We start from the raw sequence: 16,392 nt of genomic DNA on the forward strand, positions 1-16,392 counted from the left end.
CGCGTCGCGGCCGGCGTCGGTCAGCCCGTAGACGGATTCGCCGGTCACCCGTTCGACGAGCCCCGCGGCCGCGAGCGCCGCCAGCCGGGACTCGACGTGGTCGACGTACAGGCCCGTGTTCCCCGCCACGAACGCCGGGTAGTCCGTCCCCACGTCGTCGAGGTACGCGAGCACCCGCTCGTCTGAACGGGTGATCGCGGGCGGCTCCGGGTCGGACTCGGCGCCCTCCCCGAGAGGGTACCCTCCGGGCGGGTCGGCAGCGGACGCGTCTGAGGCGGGCATGGCTCGTGGGACGCTACAGTGCACCTTATAAAGGGTCCGTCGTCGGTTCCTGCTGGCTGGGAGGCGATAGCGAGTATACGAACACGTTCGGATGGAGTGACAAGACACTCGGAACACGTCGCCCGATCCGGGCGGAAAAGCTCAACTTCCGGCAGATCGAAGCCGACCTATGCGCGCCCCGCTCGCGGTCGTCGCCCTCCTCGGGATCGGCGCCCTCCTCATGGCGAACCCGCTGTACCTCCCGGTGGCGGTCGAGGAACCCGATCCGGTGTACACCCACACGGTCCGGCCGGTGGCCGAGAACGCCTCCCTCCCGACCGCCGACGGCGACGCGAACGGTCCCGGCGGAGCGGTCGACTACGCCGACCTCGACCCGGCCGTCCGGGCGGCGTTCGATCGGGCCCGGGAGTCGTCGGAGAACGGCTTCGGCGTCGAGAACCCGGCCGAGCGCGTCGACGCGCTGTCGTACCCGACCGACCCGGACGCCGGAGAGGGCGTGATCGTCGTCGAGTACGATCGCGAGCGGTACGCGTTCTGGACCCGGACGGTCGAGCGCGAGCCGGGAGCCGTGGTCGCCCAGCGGGTCCTCCTCCAGCCGGTGGCGTTCCTCGCCGGCTTCCTCTCGGTCGTCGCCGCGGTCGCGGTCGGGTTCCGGGGAGGGCTCGACGGGCGAGAGGCGTAGCCAGACGAGACGGTCGAGCGGGTGACACGGCCGCTCGGGTGGTCTCCGCGACCGCTCACTGGACGGACGCCGGCTGTCCGACGGGCTCCGGCGCGTCGCCCGTCTCGATCGCGCGCCGCGTGGCTTCGTCGATCTCGACGAGGTGACACAGCGGGTTTCCGGGGTACACGACGGGGTTCTCCAGCAGGCCGATGAGGAGCCCGGTGAACGGCGCCTCGACGCCGACCGCGTCCTCCTTGAACGGGTTGGTGATCGTCGCGATGCGCTCGCCCTCGCGGACGAGCGACCCGCTCTCGGCGTGCGTGTCGACGATGCCGCCCGAGTCGGCCCGGAGCCAGGTCTTCTCGCCCGCGCCGGCGACGATCGTCCGCCAGCCGGGCCACCGCACCGTGTCGGCGTCCAGCAGCCCGTACTCCGCGAAGACGGAGCGAACCCCCTCCAGCGCGTCGTCGATGAGCCCGCGCTGGAACCGGTGGGCCTCTCCCATCTCGATCGTGATCGTGGGGATCTCGTCGTCGGTCGCCTCGCCGCGGAGGGTGCCGCTCGGCCCGTCGCTGTCGATGATCACGTTCGATCCGAACGCCATCCCGAGGCGAGCCACCGCCTCGTCGGTCATGTCCGCGCGGACGTGGAGCATGTTGGTCCGCCCGCGCGTGGAGGTGTGGAAGTCGAGCCCGAAGTCGCAGGGCGCGATGAAGTTCGAGTAGATCTGGTGGGCCATTCGGTTCGAGCTCGTCGATCCGGGCTTGCCGGGGAACGACCGATTCAGGTCGCGGTCGTAAACGGGGAGGTACCGCTGCTGGGCCAGGAACCCGGGGACGTTGAGCACGGGTAAGCAGACGAGCGTGCCGGCGAGATCGGCGAGCTCCCACTCGTGAGCGACCTCGCGGACCACCTCGATCCCGTTGAGCTCGTCGCCGTGGGCGGCCGCGGTGAGGAAGACCGTGGGGCCGTCGCGCTCGCCGTTGACGATCGTGACCGGGATCCGGACCGGGTCGCCGAGGTACGTCTCGCTGATTCCGTAACGGATGTTCTGCGTCTCGCCGGGCGACACCGCGCCGCCGTTGTACGTGAACACCCGGTCGTCGCTCATATCAGAGCGGAGCAGAGGGGCGGGTATATATATGGCGACCCAGGGATCCAACCCTGATAGCCGGCGGATCGATCGGCGCGTCCTTCGTCGCAGCTGGGATCGATCGGCGCGTCTTTTACCCCGGCCGATACAGATCCGCGTATGAGCGACGAACCGGTACGGGTGGGAGTGTTGTCGCTGCACAACAGCAAGGAGACGAAGGCGATCTGCAACGCGGTCGAGGACCTCGGCCACGAGCCGGTGTGGCTCCGCGAGGAGAACGCGGCGATAAGCGTCGAGGACGGCGACGTGTCCGTGGAGCCGTCCGTCGACGTCATCGCCAACCGACTGCTGTTGTCGAACACGGACCAACCCGCTGAACTCCTGGGACTGGCAACGACATTCGAGCGGATCCGCCCGATGCTCAACGACCCGGACGCGGTGCTCGCGGCGATCCACAAGTTCGCGACCGCCGCGACGCTCGCCGACTGGAACATCCGGGTGCCCGACGCCCTGCTCGCGCTCTCGAACGACCGGCTCAACCAGGACCGCGAGCGCTTCGGCGACGTGGGCGTGTACAAGACCGCGATCGGCACCCACGGCGGCGGCACGTGGAAAGTCGACCTCACCGAGCGGGTGAACCCCAAAGTGGGGAACCGACAGGCGTTCCTCCAGCAGCTCATCGACCGCGACGACGAGAAGCACCGCGACCTCCGGGTGTACGTCGTCGGCGACGAGATCGTCGGATCGATGTACCGCTACGCGCCGGAGGGCGACTGGCGGACCAACGTCGCGCTCGGCGGCGCCGTCGAGGACGCCACCGACGACATGCCCGAGGAGGCCGCGGAGACCGCCCTGTACGCGGCCGAGGTGATGGAGCTCGACTACGCCGGCGTCGACCTCGTCGAGGGGTACGACGGCTGGTACGTCCTCGAGGTCAACCCGACCGCCGGGTTCAAGGGCCTGTACAAGGCGACCGGCACCAGCCCCGCCCCGCACATCGCGCGGCTCGCCATCGAGACCGTCGGCGGCGAGGTCGACGACGACGCGGTCGACCGGATCGCCGGGACGCTCGACGACTCGCGGCCCGCGTGTGCGCCCGTCCCGCAGCCGACCACCTCCGAACAGCCCGACATCGGGTACATCGAGGAGGTCGTCGTCACCGGTACCTCGGGGTCGACGCAGGCGCTCGCGAAGTCCGACACCGGCGCGACCCGGACGAGCATCGACACCCAGCTCGCCGCCGAGATCGGCGCCGGACCCATCAAGAGCATGACGCGCGTGAAGTCCGGGAGCGTGAAAGGCGGGAAGGCGCGGCCCGTCGTCGACCTCGTGATCGGGATCGGCGGGAACCAGCACACCGTCACCGCGAGCGTCGAGGACCGCGGCCACATGGAGTATCCGCTGCTGCTCGGCCGCGACATCCTCGCCGACTACCGCGTCGACGTGCGGCGACGCGCCGACGGCGACGAGGCCGAGCGGGACGAGGCCGGCGAGATCTTAGAAGAGGAGTAACGACCCCGAGGACGTACCGGTAGAGACGCCCCACGGCGTCTCTGGTACGCCCGCGCCGCCAGTCACTGCCGAGAACGGTGCCGGGCGAGGACGGGTCAGATCGCGCTCACGACGGTGACATCTCGATGTTCAGGCTCTTTTGAACGATCTGCGTGAACGCCATCGAACAGAGGAAGTACCAGACGATCCACATCTGGATCGGTCCGACGAGCCCCGCGTCCCACGTGACGGTCCCGACGATCGGGACCACCAGCTCCTGAGCGGCGATCTCGGGGTACGCGGAGTCGGACCCGCGGTAGCCGATCACCCAGAACATCCAGAGGAACGCCGGGATGGTGAGGAACATGATCCACACCATCGGGCGGAACTGCTCTTTGAACATCCCGAGCTGGTCGCCCATCGCGTCCATCTGCTCCTCCTGGATGGCGTCGAGCGCCTCCTGGTCGTCGCGCTCTTTGGCCTCCTTGCGGCGCTCCTGGATCTCTTTCATCCGGTTCTGGTAGGCGCTCATCTTCTCCATGTCCATGAGGCCGGCACGCAACAGCGTGGAGTACAGCCCGGTCGCGAGCGCGATCACCATGATCACGACGTAGAACGGCACGACGTTCAACAGCGGCCCGAGCACGACGTCGATGGTGCCGGCGATCGCGGCGCGGACCGGCCCGACCGCGTACCCGACGAAGGCGCCGACGGTCGCCACGGCCGCGAGCTTGTCCCACTTGGTCCAGCTCGTCGTCTCCGGGGTCTCGACGTCGCTGGACGAGCCGCCGCTCCCGCCGTCGTCTTCCAGTCCGGCCTCGATCGCGTCCGGGTCTGCCAACGCGAACCCGCTGTCGCCGTCGACGAGGATCTCCTTCTCGATGAGCCGTCCCCACTGGCCGCTCGTGATCTCGTCGCGGACCTCGACCCACTGGACCTCCCCGTCGGTGGCCCGGTCGAGGACGACCTCGAGGGCGTCCCGCATCTCGCCGTCCTCGCTGACGAGCGAGCGGACCCGCCGTTCGACCTTGCTCATTATCGGCGAGTTAGCAGTCGACGGTTAAGAACCTTGCAGGATCGCGGCGGCGTCTCACGGTCCGGACGACGGCGCCGTCAGTCCTCGATGACGTCTCGAATTCGCGAGAAAACCTCGTCCGGCGGCGCTTCGCCGTCGATCTCGACGAGATCGCCCGTCTCCCGGAAGTGCTCTATCACCGGCTCGGTGTTCTCGTAGAAGACCTCGAGCCGCTCGCGGGCGGTCTCCTCGGTGTCGTCGTCGCGCTGGATCAGCTCGCCGCCGCACTCGTCGCAGACGCCCTCTCGCTCGGGCGGCTGGAAGTCGACGTGGTAGTTCGCGCCGCAGTCGTCACAGACGCGGCGCCCGGTGAGCCGGTCGACGAGCACCTCGTCGGCGACGTCGAGGAGGATCACGGCGTCGAGGTCCGTGATCTCCGAGAGGAACTCGGCCTGATCGGGGTTGCGCGGGTAGCCGTCGAGCACGAAGCCGTCGGCGTCGGCGAGCGCGGCCTCGACGATCTCGTTGACCACGGGGTCCGGGACGAGCTCGCCCGCCTCCATGAACGAGCGCGGCGTGCCGTACTCCGTCTCCATGTCCTTGTTCGCGCGGAGCGCGTCGCCGGTCGTGACGTGTTCGATCCCGTACTCGTCGGCGAGCTTCCCGCTTTGTGTCCCCTTCCCGGCACCCGGCGCGCCCAACAACAGGATCCGATGACTCATACTGGAGCGCTCGCTCGCCGCGCATAAAGGCTTGAAGATCGCGGCCAGCGAGCGGCCGCCGCTACTCGCCGTCCGGGTTCAGCCGGAGCCCCATCTCCAGCTCGAAGCTCTCCGCGTCGGACGTCTCGAAGCCGATCTTCTTGTACAGCGAGACGGCCGCCCGGTTCCACCGCTCGACGGTGAGCCACACCCGCTCGACGCCCGCCTCCTGGCCGAGCCCGAGCAGCCCGCGGATGAGCTGGGTGCCGATCCCCGCGCGCTGGTACTCCTGGTGGACGAAGATCGCGAGCTCGTAGGCGCCGGCGTCCGGGACGAGCGTGGCGTGCCCGGCGACCTCGTCGCCGTGCCACGCGATCACGTTGAAACAGTCCTCCTCGAGGATCTCGTCCAGCCACTCGCGGATCCGCGCTTCGCCGCCCGGCGGGATCCCCTGTGCGCGGTCGGCCGGATCGAACGTCTCGTACATGTCGACGAGCGCCTCGTACCCCTCCTCCGTCCCCTCGTACCGGCGCACCTCGACGGTGCGCCCCTCGCCGTCGGTGAACTGGGTCGGCGGCGCCGGGAACTCGTCGGCCACCGCGTCCGGGTATCGTCGGTCGCTCATCTGACCAGCGTGACCGACGTCTTGGCGTTCAACAGGACGAACTCGGCGATCGACCCGATGGTGATCTTCCCCATCGGGCTCGTGTGGCCGCCGCCGAGGACGATCTCGTCGAACGACTCGCGCTCTGCGATCTCGACGAGTCCACTCCCGGGATCGCCTTCGACGCGTCGAACCTCGGCGCCGATGCCGGCCTCCTCGATCGCCTCCTCGGCGCGGCGGACCACCTCGTCGACGGAGACAGACGAGTCCGGATTCTCCACCACGGCGACCGTCAGGTCGTCGTCCGCGACCGCCGCGCGCTCGACGGTGCGGTCGAGCGCCCGGAACGAGTCGTCGCTGCCGCCAATTCCCAAGAGCACCTTCATGCCCGTTCCGTCCACGCGCCGGTACAAAAATGGATCACCAAGCACCGATCGGTCACCGCTCACCAGGTCCCGACGGATCACCAACACCGGGCGACCGGCACGTCGCGTACGGCCGCGACCAGACCGAGGACCGATCGCCGTCGAACGGGACCGACCGGGGACCGATCGCCGTCGAACCGAGGATGCGAGCGACGGTCGCAGGGGATACGGGCGACGGTCACAGGACCCGGTAGCGACAACCCTTTTGTCCGGGGCTTTGCTTGATACCTCCATGAGCGATCACACCGGTTCCCCGTCCGACGTCGGCGACGCGTGCGAGCGGCGCGGCGACGAGGCGACGATCCGCCTCGACGGGGGCCCGGACGCGTCGAACGACGGGGGCGACGCCCCCGAGGACCCGGTCGATCGAGACGCCGCCGGCGAGGACGGCGATGACGGGGCCGACGACGACGGCGGTGACGACGGAACCGTGCGGGACGACGCGACCGGCGGAGACGGCGGCGCGGTCGCCGCGGCCGACACGGACGACGAGAGTGCCGCCGAGGCGGGCGCCACCGATGGCGACGGCGACGTGCCACCGGACGTCCGCAAGTACGAGCGGTTCAAGAAGATGGACGGAGCGCGCTACGAGCGCGTCAACGAGTTCCTCCGGGACCGGACGTACATCACGGCCCGCGAGTGGGCGATCGCGCGGCTCTGTGCGGACTTCCGCACCGAGACGGGCGTCGAGATGACGAAGATCGGCGAGAACCTCCCGGAGCTCGTCCCCTTCATGACCGACAGCTACACCCCGCAGGCGGTCAACCAGGCACGCTACTCCTTCGAGCAGAAGGTGACGAAGGCGGGCGCGACGTTCCTCTACGGGGCGATGTCCGGATTCTTCACCGCGGAGGACCTCGACGAGATGATGTACGAGGTGACGGAGGTCGCGAAGTTCCTCCTGGAGGTCGAGGGCGTCGACCTCGCGGTCGCCGACGAGCTGGAGGCAGAAGACCGGATCAGCGAAGTGATGCGCGAGGTGCGCGCGTCCTCGGCCGACATCCGCGGCGAGGAGGTGCGGTGTCCCGAGTGCGGGCACGTCCACGACCCGAGCGAGGAGTAGCGATGGAGCGATTCACCGGGGCGCTCGACGGGACCCCCGACCCGGTCGTGATCGTCGACGGCGACGGCGTCGTCCGCGCGGGGAACCGGAGCGTCGAGTCCGTGCTCGGATACGCGCCCGGGGACGTCGAGGGGACGAGCCTCGACCGGATCCTGTACGATCCCGACGGCGCGGCCGGCCGGGCGCTCGACCGCTACGTCGACGACCCGGAGCCCCGCTCGCTGTCCGCCGGCCTCGAGATGTACGCCCGCCGCGCCGACGGGAGCGAGATCCCGGTGCGACTCAGCCTCGGTCCGTTCGATCGATCGGGCGAGACGTACCTGGTCGTCACGATCGTCGACGACGGGGAAGAGCGCGCACAGCAGGCGGAGCTGCACCGCCGGACACAGACCTTGGAATCGCTCCACGAGGCCACACAGGACCTGTTGAAAACGACGGACAGGGAGGTCGCCGCGGAGGCCGCGGTCGCGTACGTCGAAGAGGTGCTCGGCCACCCGATCGCGGGGATCTGGCTCTACGACGCCGAGCGTGACGCCCTCGAACCGAGCGTCTGGACCGACGCGGCCGACGACGTCGTCGGCGAGCACCCGACGTTCACCGCCGACGAGCCGAGCATCTCGTGGGAGGTGTTCGAGTCGGGCGACCCCGAGTACGTCGCGGACACGCACGCCGATCCGGAGCGGTACAACCCCGACTCGCCGATCCGGAGCGAGCTCGTCCTCCCGCTCGGCCGCTACGGCGTGATAAACGTCGGGGCCACGGAGCCGGACGCGTTCGCCGACTCCGACCTCGCCGTCGCGCGCCTGTGGGCGGCGACCGTGACGATGGTGTTCGTCCGGATCGAGCGCGAGCGACAGCTCCGGGAGCGGGAGGCGGAGATCGCCCGCGAACGCGACCGGTTGGCGGAGTTCGCCAGCCTCGTCTCACACGACCTCCGCAACCCGCTCAACGTCGCCGCGGGGAACCTCGAATTGGTCCGCGCGCGCATCGAGGAGGACCACGAGGAGATCGCCGATCTCACCGAGATCGACGCCGTGGCGCGCTCGCTCGAACGGATGGAGGTGCTCATCGAGGACGTGCTGACGCTCGCGCGACAGGGCGAGACCATCGACGAGGTCGAACCGGTGTCGCTCGCCGCGGTGGCCGAGGAGAGCTGGGCGGGGGTCGACACCGCGTCCGCCGAGCTGGTCGTCGCCGACGACCGCCTGCTCCGCGCCGACCGGAGCCGCCTGCGACAGATCCTCGAGAACCTGTTCGCCAACGCCGTCGTCCACGGCGGCGACGCGGTCAGGGTCACGGTCGGACCGCTCGACGACGGCTTCTACGTCGAGGACGACGGGCCGGGGATCGCCGAGAACCGCCGCGACGAAGTGTTCGAGGCGGGGGTGTCGACCGACCCCGAGGGGACGGGCTTCGGACTGAAGATCGTCGCCGAGGTGACCGACGCTCACGGGTGGTCGGTCTCGGTCGACGAGGCCGACGGCGGCGGCGCGCGCTTCGAGTTCCGCGGCGTCGACCCCGTAGACGCGTCGACCGCCGACAGCGAGTGAGGTCGAGCGGCGAGTCAGATCCCGTCGAACGGCGGGTCAAACCCCGTCTGACGACGGATCAAACCCCGTCGAACGGCGGGAGCCGCCGCGTCGAAATCCCGGCGTCCGCGACGATCACGTCGACGTTCGGGGCGCGGTCCACCCCCGGCAGCCCGACGTCGATCCGACCCTCGCCCGTCACGCCGTCCGCCTCGACGCGTACCGTGACCCGGTAGCTGTCCGGGACGTCAGTGATCGCGCGCAGTTCGACCGCCGACGCCGACGGGACGGTGACCGGAAGCGAGACGAGCGTCTCCCCTTCGGCCGGCCGCGACACCGTCGCGTCGAGCTCCCGTGACTCACCGCTGGCGTTGAGCAGCCGGACACCGAGCGGCGGCGCGACCCGCTCACCGTCGGCCGCGGTCTCGGCCTCCACGGTCCGTCGCCTCGCGTCGAATCGCAGCGTTCGGTCGGGCGTGACGCGGTACGGCGTCGGGTCGGCGTCCAGTTCATCGACCGTACGGCCGCTGTCGTCCTGGTAGGAGACGGAGCCGGCGTACTGCGCCGTCGCGTGGTAGGCGTCGCCGGTCCTGTGGTCGAACGTCGCGACCGCGTCGATCGTCACCGCCGTGGCGCCGTCGGCCGCGTGGGCGTTGTGCGCGCGGACGGCCTCGTAGTCGGCGACGTACGACTCGACCGTCTCGGGGTCGAGGTCCGTCGGGCGCGCGGGCAACTCCCGCTCGCGGACGCCGCCGTCGCCGGCGATGGCGGTACATCCCGAGAGGCCGCCCGAGCACCCGCGGTCGTCCCGAGCGCGCCCGCGGAGCCGACCGCGCGCGCCGTCCCGAGCCCGCCGGCCGCGCCGCCGAGGTCGGCGAGGAACTCGCGTCGCTTCACGGCTTCCACTCGGAGAGGCGACCCAAAACGGCGGTGAAGACACAAACGCGCGTTTGTGTGTCCGGGCCGACCGCTCCAGTTCCCGAGTCGCCGGCCGACCCGGCACCGGAGCGGCCGACGGGCGGTCGACCGCCGCCGGGTCACTCGTCGAGTCGGTGGTGAGTCACCGCCGCCGACCCCTCGCGGGTCGTGTCGAGGGTCGCGACCCGGAACGCGTCGTCGGCGCCCGCGACGGGGATCGGGAGGCCGCCGGGGTTCACGCGGACCGTACCGTCGCGCTCCTCGGTGCCGTGCGCGTGCGTGTGGCCGTGGAGCACGTAGTCGTAGTCGCCGCAGTCGACGAGCGCGTCGACCACGACCTCGCTCGTGCCGTGCGTGACGGCGACGTCGACCGCGTCGCCGGAGTCGTCGCCCCCGGCGCCGGCGAACGAGAGCGCCCCCGCCTCGCCGAGGTACGTGCCGAACGACTCGACGGTCGACTCCACCGCCCACTCCCCGTCGTTGTTCCCACGGACGGCGTAGAAGTCGAACCCGGCGTCGAACGGCGTCACGGAGAAGGGCGCGACGAAGTCGCCGCAGTGGACGACGGCGTCGACGTCCTCGCGTCCGAACAGTGCCACGGCCGCCTCGACGGCGGCGAGATCGTCGTGCGTGTCGGAGACGATGCCGATCTGCATTGTCGTCTCCCGACTCGCGTTCCACGCGGGAAAGTCCGACGCCGCGGTCAGTGCCGGGGAACGAAATCGGAGAGCGTATCCGTCTCAGGCCGGCTGCGCCTCGTAGACGACGTCGACCGTGACCTGCACGCTCACGTCCCCGGTCTCGATGCCGGTAGCGGCGCCGCCGTCGCCAGCGTCGGCCGACAGCGTCTCGGCCACGTACGGCCGCGCCCGGGACTGCGCCGTCGACACCGTGTACGCGCCCGTCACCTCGAGCCCGCTGGAGTTCGCCAGGACGCCGGCGTCGTCCTCCGCGTTCGCCACCGCCTTCTCGAGGGCGGTCGCGCGGACCTCGCGCTCGCGCTCCTCGCTCAGCCCGAACTGGACGCGCTGGACCTCGTCGGCCCCGGCGTCGACGGCGACGTCGATCACCTCGCCGACCGCGTCGACGTCGTCGATCTCGATCGCGTACTCGTGGACGCCCTCGTAGACGGTTCGATCGACATCCTCGCGCGTCTCTCTGGTCTCGTAGATGTCATAGCGATTGGTACGGATCTCGTCTTCTTCGAGGCCCCAGTCGGTGAGCGCCGACCTGACCTCGTCGTCGCTCGCGGCCAGTTCGTCGCGGACGGTCGCCGGGTCGTCACCGGTCGACGTCACCGCCACGTGGAGCGTCGCGCGGTCAGGCTCGGCGGTGGCCTCGCCCTGTGCGGTCACTTCGATGCGCTGTTCGAGGCCGGGGTCGTCCCCGGTGCCGGCGGTAGTGCTCGTGAGCCCCGCACAGCCCGAAAGCGCGACGAGCAGTACGAGTCCCACGACGGTCGTCAGTTTCCGATCCATACTCGACCAGTAGGGCGGAGCGGGCAATAAGCCGCCGGATGGACAAAGGCCCGTTTGCGTTACGCGTTTCCGGCCTACGGCGGTGGGGTCACCGTCACGAATCCCCGCGTTCCTCTCCGCCGTTTTCCGCCACTTCGTCAGTGTCGTCTGTGTCGTCAGTGTCGCCTGCGTCGTCAGTGTCGCCTGCGTCGTCAGTGTCGTCGTGGTCGGTGATCACCGCCGGCTCCGCGGGCGCTTCCTCGTCATCTGCGTCGTCTGCGTCGTCTGCGTCGTCCGCGTCGTCGTGGTCGGTGATCACCGCCGGCTCCGCGGGCACTTCCTCGTCGTCACCCTCGTCCCCGTCGTCTGGGTCGCTCACGTCCGATCCCCCCACGCTCGACGTGTCCGCCCCGTCGAGGTCCGTCCCGTCGAGGTCCGCCCCGTTCGAGGCGTCCGGGTCCCGCTCGACTGCGCCGCTGGGCGGGCCGGCCTCGCGCCGACCGGACCCGAACAGCCGATCGCGGATGGAGCGGCGGCTCGGGCGCTCGGCGAGCAGCACCGAGCAGTCGATGTCGTGGAGGACGTCGAGGTGCAGCGAGTTCGAGATCAGCCGGGACAGCATCCCCTTCTCCGTCGCGCCGATGATGACGAGCGTGTGGTCGGCCGCCTCTCTGGCGATCGCTCCGCCGACGTCGCCGCTGTCGTCGACGATCAGGTCGGCCCCGCCCAGTCCGTTCTCCTTCGCCCACCGCGTGAGGAACGCCTCGCCGTCGGGGCGGTTCTCCGGCCCGTCGACGACGTGGAGCAGCGTCACGTCGCGCCGGCGGTCCGCGAGAGCACGCTCGCGACCTCGGCACCCAGCGTCGAGTCCGGCCCGCCGGAGGTCGGGAGCAGCACCTTCGAGGTGTCGAGGTCGCTCTCGCTCAGGATGAGGAAGTCACAGGGGAGCTGGTTGGTCAGCTCGTCGATCGGCCGCTCGGCGCGGGCGGCGCTCCACAGCTGGTCTTCGCCCCACCCCATCAACACGGCGTCGGGGCGGGTCCGGCGAGCCATGTTGAACACCTCCTCGAACGAGCGGTGCGTGACGACCGTCGACGTGGAGACGTCGACGCCGTATCCCTTCGCGGTCTCGCGGAGCCCCTCCATCCCCTCCTCGGAGACGTCGGCGATCCGGCCGGCGCCGGCGGACAGCGACATCCGCTCCGGCGCCTGCACGACGTGGACGACGTGGACGAGTCCGTCCTCGTGGTCGCTGGCGAGCCGGCTGGCGAGCTCCACGATCGGTTCGTCGGTCCGCGGGTTCGAGATCGGGACCATGATCCGGTGGCCCTCGCTGGCGAACAGCGTCGCCTCCGTGGCGTCGAGGATCGGGACGTACGACCGCCCGGCGGCCCGTCCGAGCACCCACTCCGGCACGGTGAGCCGGCGGGTCATCCCCTCGAAGCGCGCCTCCTCGAGGCGCTCCTCGCTGGTCTGGAAGTAGTTCACCAGCGTCACGAGGACGACGCCGCCGATCGTGTTGCCGAGCAACACCGGGAGCACGAAACCGGTGAGTCCCCCGATCAAATTCATGTCGCCGGCGTACACCCCGATCTGCCGCGCGAAGAGGAGGTACGCTACCTCGGTGAACGAGATGACGACGTGGTAGAGGTTCCCGAGCGGGATCGCGAGAACGCGAGGTAGACGACGAGCAGTCGGGTGACGGAGTTGGTGGAGGCGAACCCGACCCAGACGACGCCGGCGACGATCAGCCCCGCGACGGCCGCCTTGAAGAACAGCGGCCAGAAGCCGACCTCGAAGCCGCTGCTGGAGACGTAGATCGCGGCGTCGACCGTGTCGCCGGAGAACACGCCGCCGTACGAGAGGACGAGGGCACCGAACGCGCCGCCGGTGAAGTTCCCCGCGAGCACGATGCCCCAGTGCCGAAGCAGCGTCGGAACGCTGGCGAGCCGCTCCAGGGTCAACGCCACCGGCGGCAGCGTGTTTTCGGTGTACAGCTGGTACCCGCCCATGATGATGTAGATGAATCCCAGCGGGTACAACAGGACGCTCAAGAGAGGGTCACTGTCGGTCGCGGCGGTCAGCGACGCGTACAGCAGGAACGTGATCGTGAGCGCCAACCCGGCGGCGACGCCGCTGAAGAACAGCTCGCGGCTCCCGGAGGTCACCTCCTCGTCGGCGGCGGCGATGATCCGCTGGAACACCTCGTCCGAGGAGAAGCGGTCCCGGACCGCCTCGCCGACGGCCGGCGCGCCGCTGCGGGAGCGCTCGACGACTTCGCGCATCGAGTCGTCGTCGGGCTGCGTTGAGTCAGTCACTATCGGACGCACGGTCGGCCGGATAAAAAAGTACTTCCTCCTCGGAGATTCGCCCGCAAAAACGATGATGTTCCGATTACGTCGAGAACTATTCGACACAGTTCCAATTCTTCGTCATTGGGAGAAACGGCCGTGACGTTTCGACGGCCGCCGAGGGTCAGGCGTGCTGGACCCTCACGAATCGCACTTCGACGCGGACGTCCTCGCCGATCGTCGTCTCGATCCGGTCGTCGAGCGCCGTCGCCACGCCGTCGACGCTCCCCCCGGGCGGCGCGCCGACGGTGACGACCACGCGCTCGGTGTCGAGCGGCGGTACCGTGCCCGTTCGCTCGATGTCGAGCTCCAGCAGTTCCATCTCGGGGTCGAGCGTCGCCAGTTCGTCGCCGACGGCCGACCGGACGTCGGACTCGGTCGTCGAGGCGACGTACGACTCGTAGGTGACGCCGCCGAGGAACACCGAGAGGACGGCGATGGCGGCGACGAGGACGGCGGCGCGCTTCACGAACGCCGCGCGCGCGTCGTCCTCCCGGAACCAGCGCTGCGGCCGGTACCCCTCGTACCAGAGGACGACGAGCGCCGAGAGGTTGATAGAGAGGACGTTCACGGCGACGATGACGCCGGCGCCAACCACCAGCCGCGGGATGCCGAACGCGATCCCGATCCCGACGGCGGCCGCGGGCGGGATGAGCGCCACGGCGATCATCACGCCGACGAGGGTCGCCGAGACGCCGGTCATCAGCGAGACGATCCCGGCGACTCCGGCGCCGATCGCCACCACGAGCACCAGGACGTTCGGCGCGACCCGTTCGGACACCTCGGCGAGTTCGAGCGGGTCGAGCCCGGGCGGGACGAGCGCGAGCGAGCGCAGCGCGAACGCGAAGACGGTCGCGGCGGCGACCGCGACGGCGACGCCGAGCACCTGCATCCGCACGCCGCGTCGAAAGGTGTCCTCGTCGTCGACGACGGTCCCGATCGCGGCCGACATCGCGGGGCCGATCAGCGGCGCGATCACCATCGATCCGACCACCGTCGCCGGCGAGTCGAGGAGCAGCCCGGCGGTCGCGATCACCGCCGATATCACCGTCATCAGGACGTACGTCCCGAGCCCGGAGGCGAGGTCGTCCGCCTTCGCCTGGAGTTCCTCGCGGGAGATCCGGTCGCCGCCGCGTTCGGACTCCTCGGCGTACTCCTCCTCTAACGCCTCGAACCGCCGGGAGATGACCGTCTCGGCCGCGACGATGACCGTGTAGGTGCTCTCGTCGATGCCCGCCTCGCGGAGCCGCTCTAAGACCGGTTCGACCGCGGCGGTCGGCAGCGGGAACGTCGCGACCGCGGTGTACTCGCGGCCACTCGTCTCGTCGGTGACGACGTAGTCGATGCCCTCGTCGTCGAGCGCCCGGACGACGGCCGCCCGCTTGCCCGCCGGGATCATGACCTGAACGAGTCGCACGGTCGGTGGTCGCCCCGGCGGACCTTATAAGAATGGGCGAGGAACGCGTCGGCCGTCGGACCCGGAGACCGCCGCGGGAAACGGAACTTTAATGCGCGAATCCCCCGCATCTTCGGACAAGAATGCTCTCGCCGCTGGCCATCGACACGTTCCTGCTCGATTACCACCTCGGGCACGTCATACTGCTCGGGTTCGTCGTCTCGCTTCTGGGCGCGGTGCCGCTGAAGTCCAAGAAGGTGTTCGCGTCGATCTTCGCCGGGTTCGGGCTCATCTTCCTCAGTTCCCCGTACACCACCATGCCGGCGACGTACGTCCTCGCCGGGATCCCGCTGCTCCTCGTGGGTTCTCTCCTCTGGACGATGTCCGGTAACTGACGACGGGAGAGACGCCGCGTGGCGGGGAAGCGACCGGGACGCGCGATCGCCGACGGTCAGCGGGGATCGTCGTCGTCACGGCCGGTGCCCTCACGGGGCGTCGCCGCCGCTGGCCGCCGCCGTCACGGGCTGCCCGCACCGCGGCGCGCGATCCCGCTTCTTTTTGCACCCCCGGCGACACGCACAGCCATGGTCACGGTACGGGCACCCGCCACGAGCGCGAACCTCGGCAGCGGGTTCGACGTCTTCGGCGCGGCGCTCTCCCGGCCCGCGGACGTCGTCACCGTCGAGAAGGCGGCAGAGACGACGATCGAGGTCACCGGCGTCGGCGCACAGTACATCCCGGAGGACCCCGACGAGAACACGGTCGGCGCGGTCGTCGAGGCGCTCGACGCCCCCGCGCACATCCACATCGACAAGGGAGTCCGGCCGGCCTCGGGGCTCGGCTCCTCGGCGGCCAGCGCCGCCGGCGCGGCCGTCGCGCTCAACCGGCTGTACGACCGGGGGCTCTCCCGGTCGGAGCTGGTTCCGATCGCGGCCGAGGGGGAGGCGGTCGTCTCGGGGGTGGCCCACTCCGACAACGTCGCGCCGTCGATCCTCGGCGGCTTCACGGTCACGACCGCGGCGGGGACCCACGCGGTCGACGCGTCGGTCCCGCTCGTGGTCTGTCTGCCGGACGTCGCGGTCTCCACGCGCGACGCGCGACGGGTGGTCCCGGAGACGGCCTCGATGGACGACCTCGTGGAGACGGTCGGCAACGCGGCGACCCTCGCGGTCGGGATGTGCCGCTCCGACCCCGAACTGGTCGGCGCGGGCATGAACGATCCGGTCGTCACCCCCGAGCGCGCCCGGCTGATCACGGGATACGACGAGGTGCGCGCGGCCGCCTTCGACGCCGGCGCCGCCGGCGTGACGGTGAGCGGCGCCGGTCCGGCCGTGGTCGCGGTCTGTCGCGACGGGCGGCGCCGCGACGTGGCGTCCGCAATGATCGACGCGTTCGGCGGCGTC

General features: G+C 70.2%; 17 protein-coding genes and 1 pseudogene. 7 read left to right on the plus strand and 11 right to left on the minus strand.

The features are described 5' to 3' along the window. On the minus strand, positions 1-282 hold a 282-nt coding region (locus tag GJ633_RS06545), incomplete at its 3' end, for a DUF2250 domain-containing protein (RefSeq protein WP_156588153.1). A gap of 169 nt (positions 283-451) precedes the next feature. On the opposite strand from GJ633_RS06545, the gene GJ633_RS06550 reads away from it, so the two are divergent. After that, positions 452-964, plus strand: a complete 513-nt coding sequence (locus tag GJ633_RS06550; RefSeq protein ID WP_156588154.1) for a hypothetical protein — start codon at positions 452-454, stop codon at positions 962-964. A gap of 55 nt (positions 965-1,019) precedes the next feature. Here GJ633_RS06550 and GJ633_RS06555 read toward each other — a convergent pair whose 3' ends face one another. Next, positions 1,020-2,057 carry a succinylglutamate desuccinylase/aspartoacylase family protein gene (locus tag GJ633_RS06555; RefSeq protein WP_156588155.1) on the minus strand — a complete coding sequence of 346 codons (1,038 nt, stop codon included), beginning with the start codon at positions 2,055-2,057 and terminating at the stop codon, positions 1,020-1,022. Between the two features lie 141 nt (positions 2,058-2,198). On the opposite strand from GJ633_RS06555, the gene GJ633_RS06560 reads away from it, so the two are divergent. Continuing rightward, positions 2,199-3,551: a RimK/LysX family protein gene (locus tag GJ633_RS06560; protein ID WP_156588156.1), complete on the plus strand. Its 1,353-nt coding sequence runs from the start codon at positions 2,199-2,201 to the stop codon at positions 3,549-3,551. A 106-nt stretch (positions 3,552-3,657) separates the two neighbouring features. Here the strand turns inward: GJ633_RS06560 and GJ633_RS06565 are convergent, their stop codons facing one another. The 4 genes from GJ633_RS06565 to GJ633_RS06580 form a co-directional block, all read right to left on the minus strand. Further along, positions 3,658-4,566: a DUF106 domain-containing protein gene (locus GJ633_RS06565; protein WP_156588157.1), complete on the minus strand. Its 909-nt coding sequence runs from the start codon at positions 4,564-4,566 to the stop codon at positions 3,658-3,660. A 77-nt stretch (positions 4,567-4,643) separates the two neighbouring features. After that, positions 4,644-5,267, minus strand: a complete 624-nt coding sequence (locus tag GJ633_RS06570) for an adenylate kinase (protein ID WP_156588158.1) — start codon at positions 5,265-5,267, stop codon at positions 4,644-4,646. Positions 5,268-5,328: 61 nt separating this feature from the next. Continuing rightward, positions 5,329-5,871, minus strand: coding sequence for a GNAT family N-acetyltransferase (locus GJ633_RS06575; protein WP_156588159.1), 543 nt, complete (start codon positions 5,869-5,871; stop codon positions 5,329-5,331). Further along, positions 5,868-6,236, minus strand: coding sequence for a universal stress protein (locus GJ633_RS06580; RefSeq protein ID WP_156588160.1), 369 nt, complete (start codon positions 6,234-6,236; stop codon positions 5,868-5,870). The genes GJ633_RS06575 and GJ633_RS06580 overlap by 4 nt, the downstream gene beginning before the upstream one ends. Positions 6,237-6,265: 29 nt before the next feature. Here GJ633_RS06580 and GJ633_RS06585 point away from each other — a divergent pair, with 29 nt between their 5' ends. Genes GJ633_RS06585 through GJ633_RS06595 form a run of 3 tightly spaced genes read left to right on the plus strand, consistent with a single transcriptional unit; the run spans position 6,266 to position 8,888 of the window. After that, positions 6,266-6,469, plus strand: coding sequence for a hypothetical protein (locus GJ633_RS06585; protein WP_156588161.1), 204 nt, complete (start codon positions 6,266-6,268; stop codon positions 6,467-6,469). Positions 6,470-6,507: 38 nt separating this feature from the next. Beyond that, the gene (locus tag GJ633_RS06590) at positions 6,508-7,338 is read left to right on the plus strand and encodes a DUF5806 family protein (protein ID WP_156588162.1); all 831 of its coding nucleotides are present in this window, start codon (positions 6,508-6,510) and stop codon (positions 7,336-7,338) included. A 2-nt stretch (positions 7,339-7,340) separates the two neighbouring features. Then, complete coding sequence (locus tag GJ633_RS06595; protein WP_156588163.1) at positions 7,341-8,888, plus strand: ATP-binding protein; 1,548 nt, start codon at positions 7,341-7,343, stop codon at positions 8,886-8,888. Positions 8,889-8,946: 58 nt separating this feature from the next. Here the strand turns inward: GJ633_RS06595 and GJ633_RS06600 are convergent, their stop codons facing one another. The 5 genes and pseudogenes from GJ633_RS06600 to GJ633_RS06620 all read right to left on the minus strand — a co-directional run bounded on the left by GJ633_RS06600 (position 8,947) and on the right by GJ633_RS06620 (position 14,992). Continuing rightward, the gene (locus tag GJ633_RS06600; RefSeq protein WP_197431268.1) at positions 8,947-9,807 is read right to left on the minus strand and encodes a hypothetical protein; all 861 of its coding nucleotides are present in this window, start codon (positions 9,805-9,807) and stop codon (positions 8,947-8,949) included. 97 nt (positions 9,808-9,904) lie between these two features. Further along, positions 9,905-10,441 (minus strand): YfcE family phosphodiesterase, encoded by a 537-nt coding sequence (locus GJ633_RS06605; protein ID WP_156588164.1) that lies wholly within the window; start codon positions 10,439-10,441, stop codon positions 9,905-9,907. 84 nt (positions 10,442-10,525) lie between these two features. Beyond that, the gene (locus tag GJ633_RS06610) at positions 10,526-11,263 is read right to left on the minus strand and encodes an SIMPL domain-containing protein (protein ID WP_156588165.1); all 738 of its coding nucleotides are present in this window, start codon (positions 11,261-11,263) and stop codon (positions 10,526-10,528) included. 94 nt (positions 11,264-11,357) lie between these two features. Then, positions 11,358-13,527: pseudogene (locus GJ633_RS06615) on the minus strand (formate/nitrite transporter family protein). Between the two features lie 190 nt (positions 13,528-13,717). Next, the gene (locus GJ633_RS06620) at positions 13,718-14,992 is read right to left on the minus strand and encodes a TIGR00341 family protein (protein ID WP_156588168.1); all 1,275 of its coding nucleotides are present in this window, start codon (positions 14,990-14,992) and stop codon (positions 13,718-13,720) included. A gap of 140 nt (positions 14,993-15,132) precedes the next feature. Between GJ633_RS06620 and GJ633_RS06625 the strand changes: the two genes are divergently transcribed. Next, positions 15,133-15,384 carry a hypothetical protein gene (locus GJ633_RS06625; RefSeq protein WP_156588166.1) on the plus strand — a complete coding sequence of 84 codons (252 nt, stop codon included), beginning with the start codon at positions 15,133-15,135 and terminating at the stop codon, positions 15,382-15,384. Between the two features lie 189 nt (positions 15,385-15,573). Continuing rightward, positions 15,574-16,392: homoserine kinase (locus GJ633_RS06630; protein ID WP_156588167.1), on the plus strand; the 819-nt coding region annotated here is incomplete at its 3' end.

It is taken from the genome of Halorubrum sp. CBA1125 (genome assembly GCF_009742825.1).
Lineage (GTDB): Archaea > Halobacteriota > Halobacteria > Halobacteriales > Haloferacaceae > Halorubrum.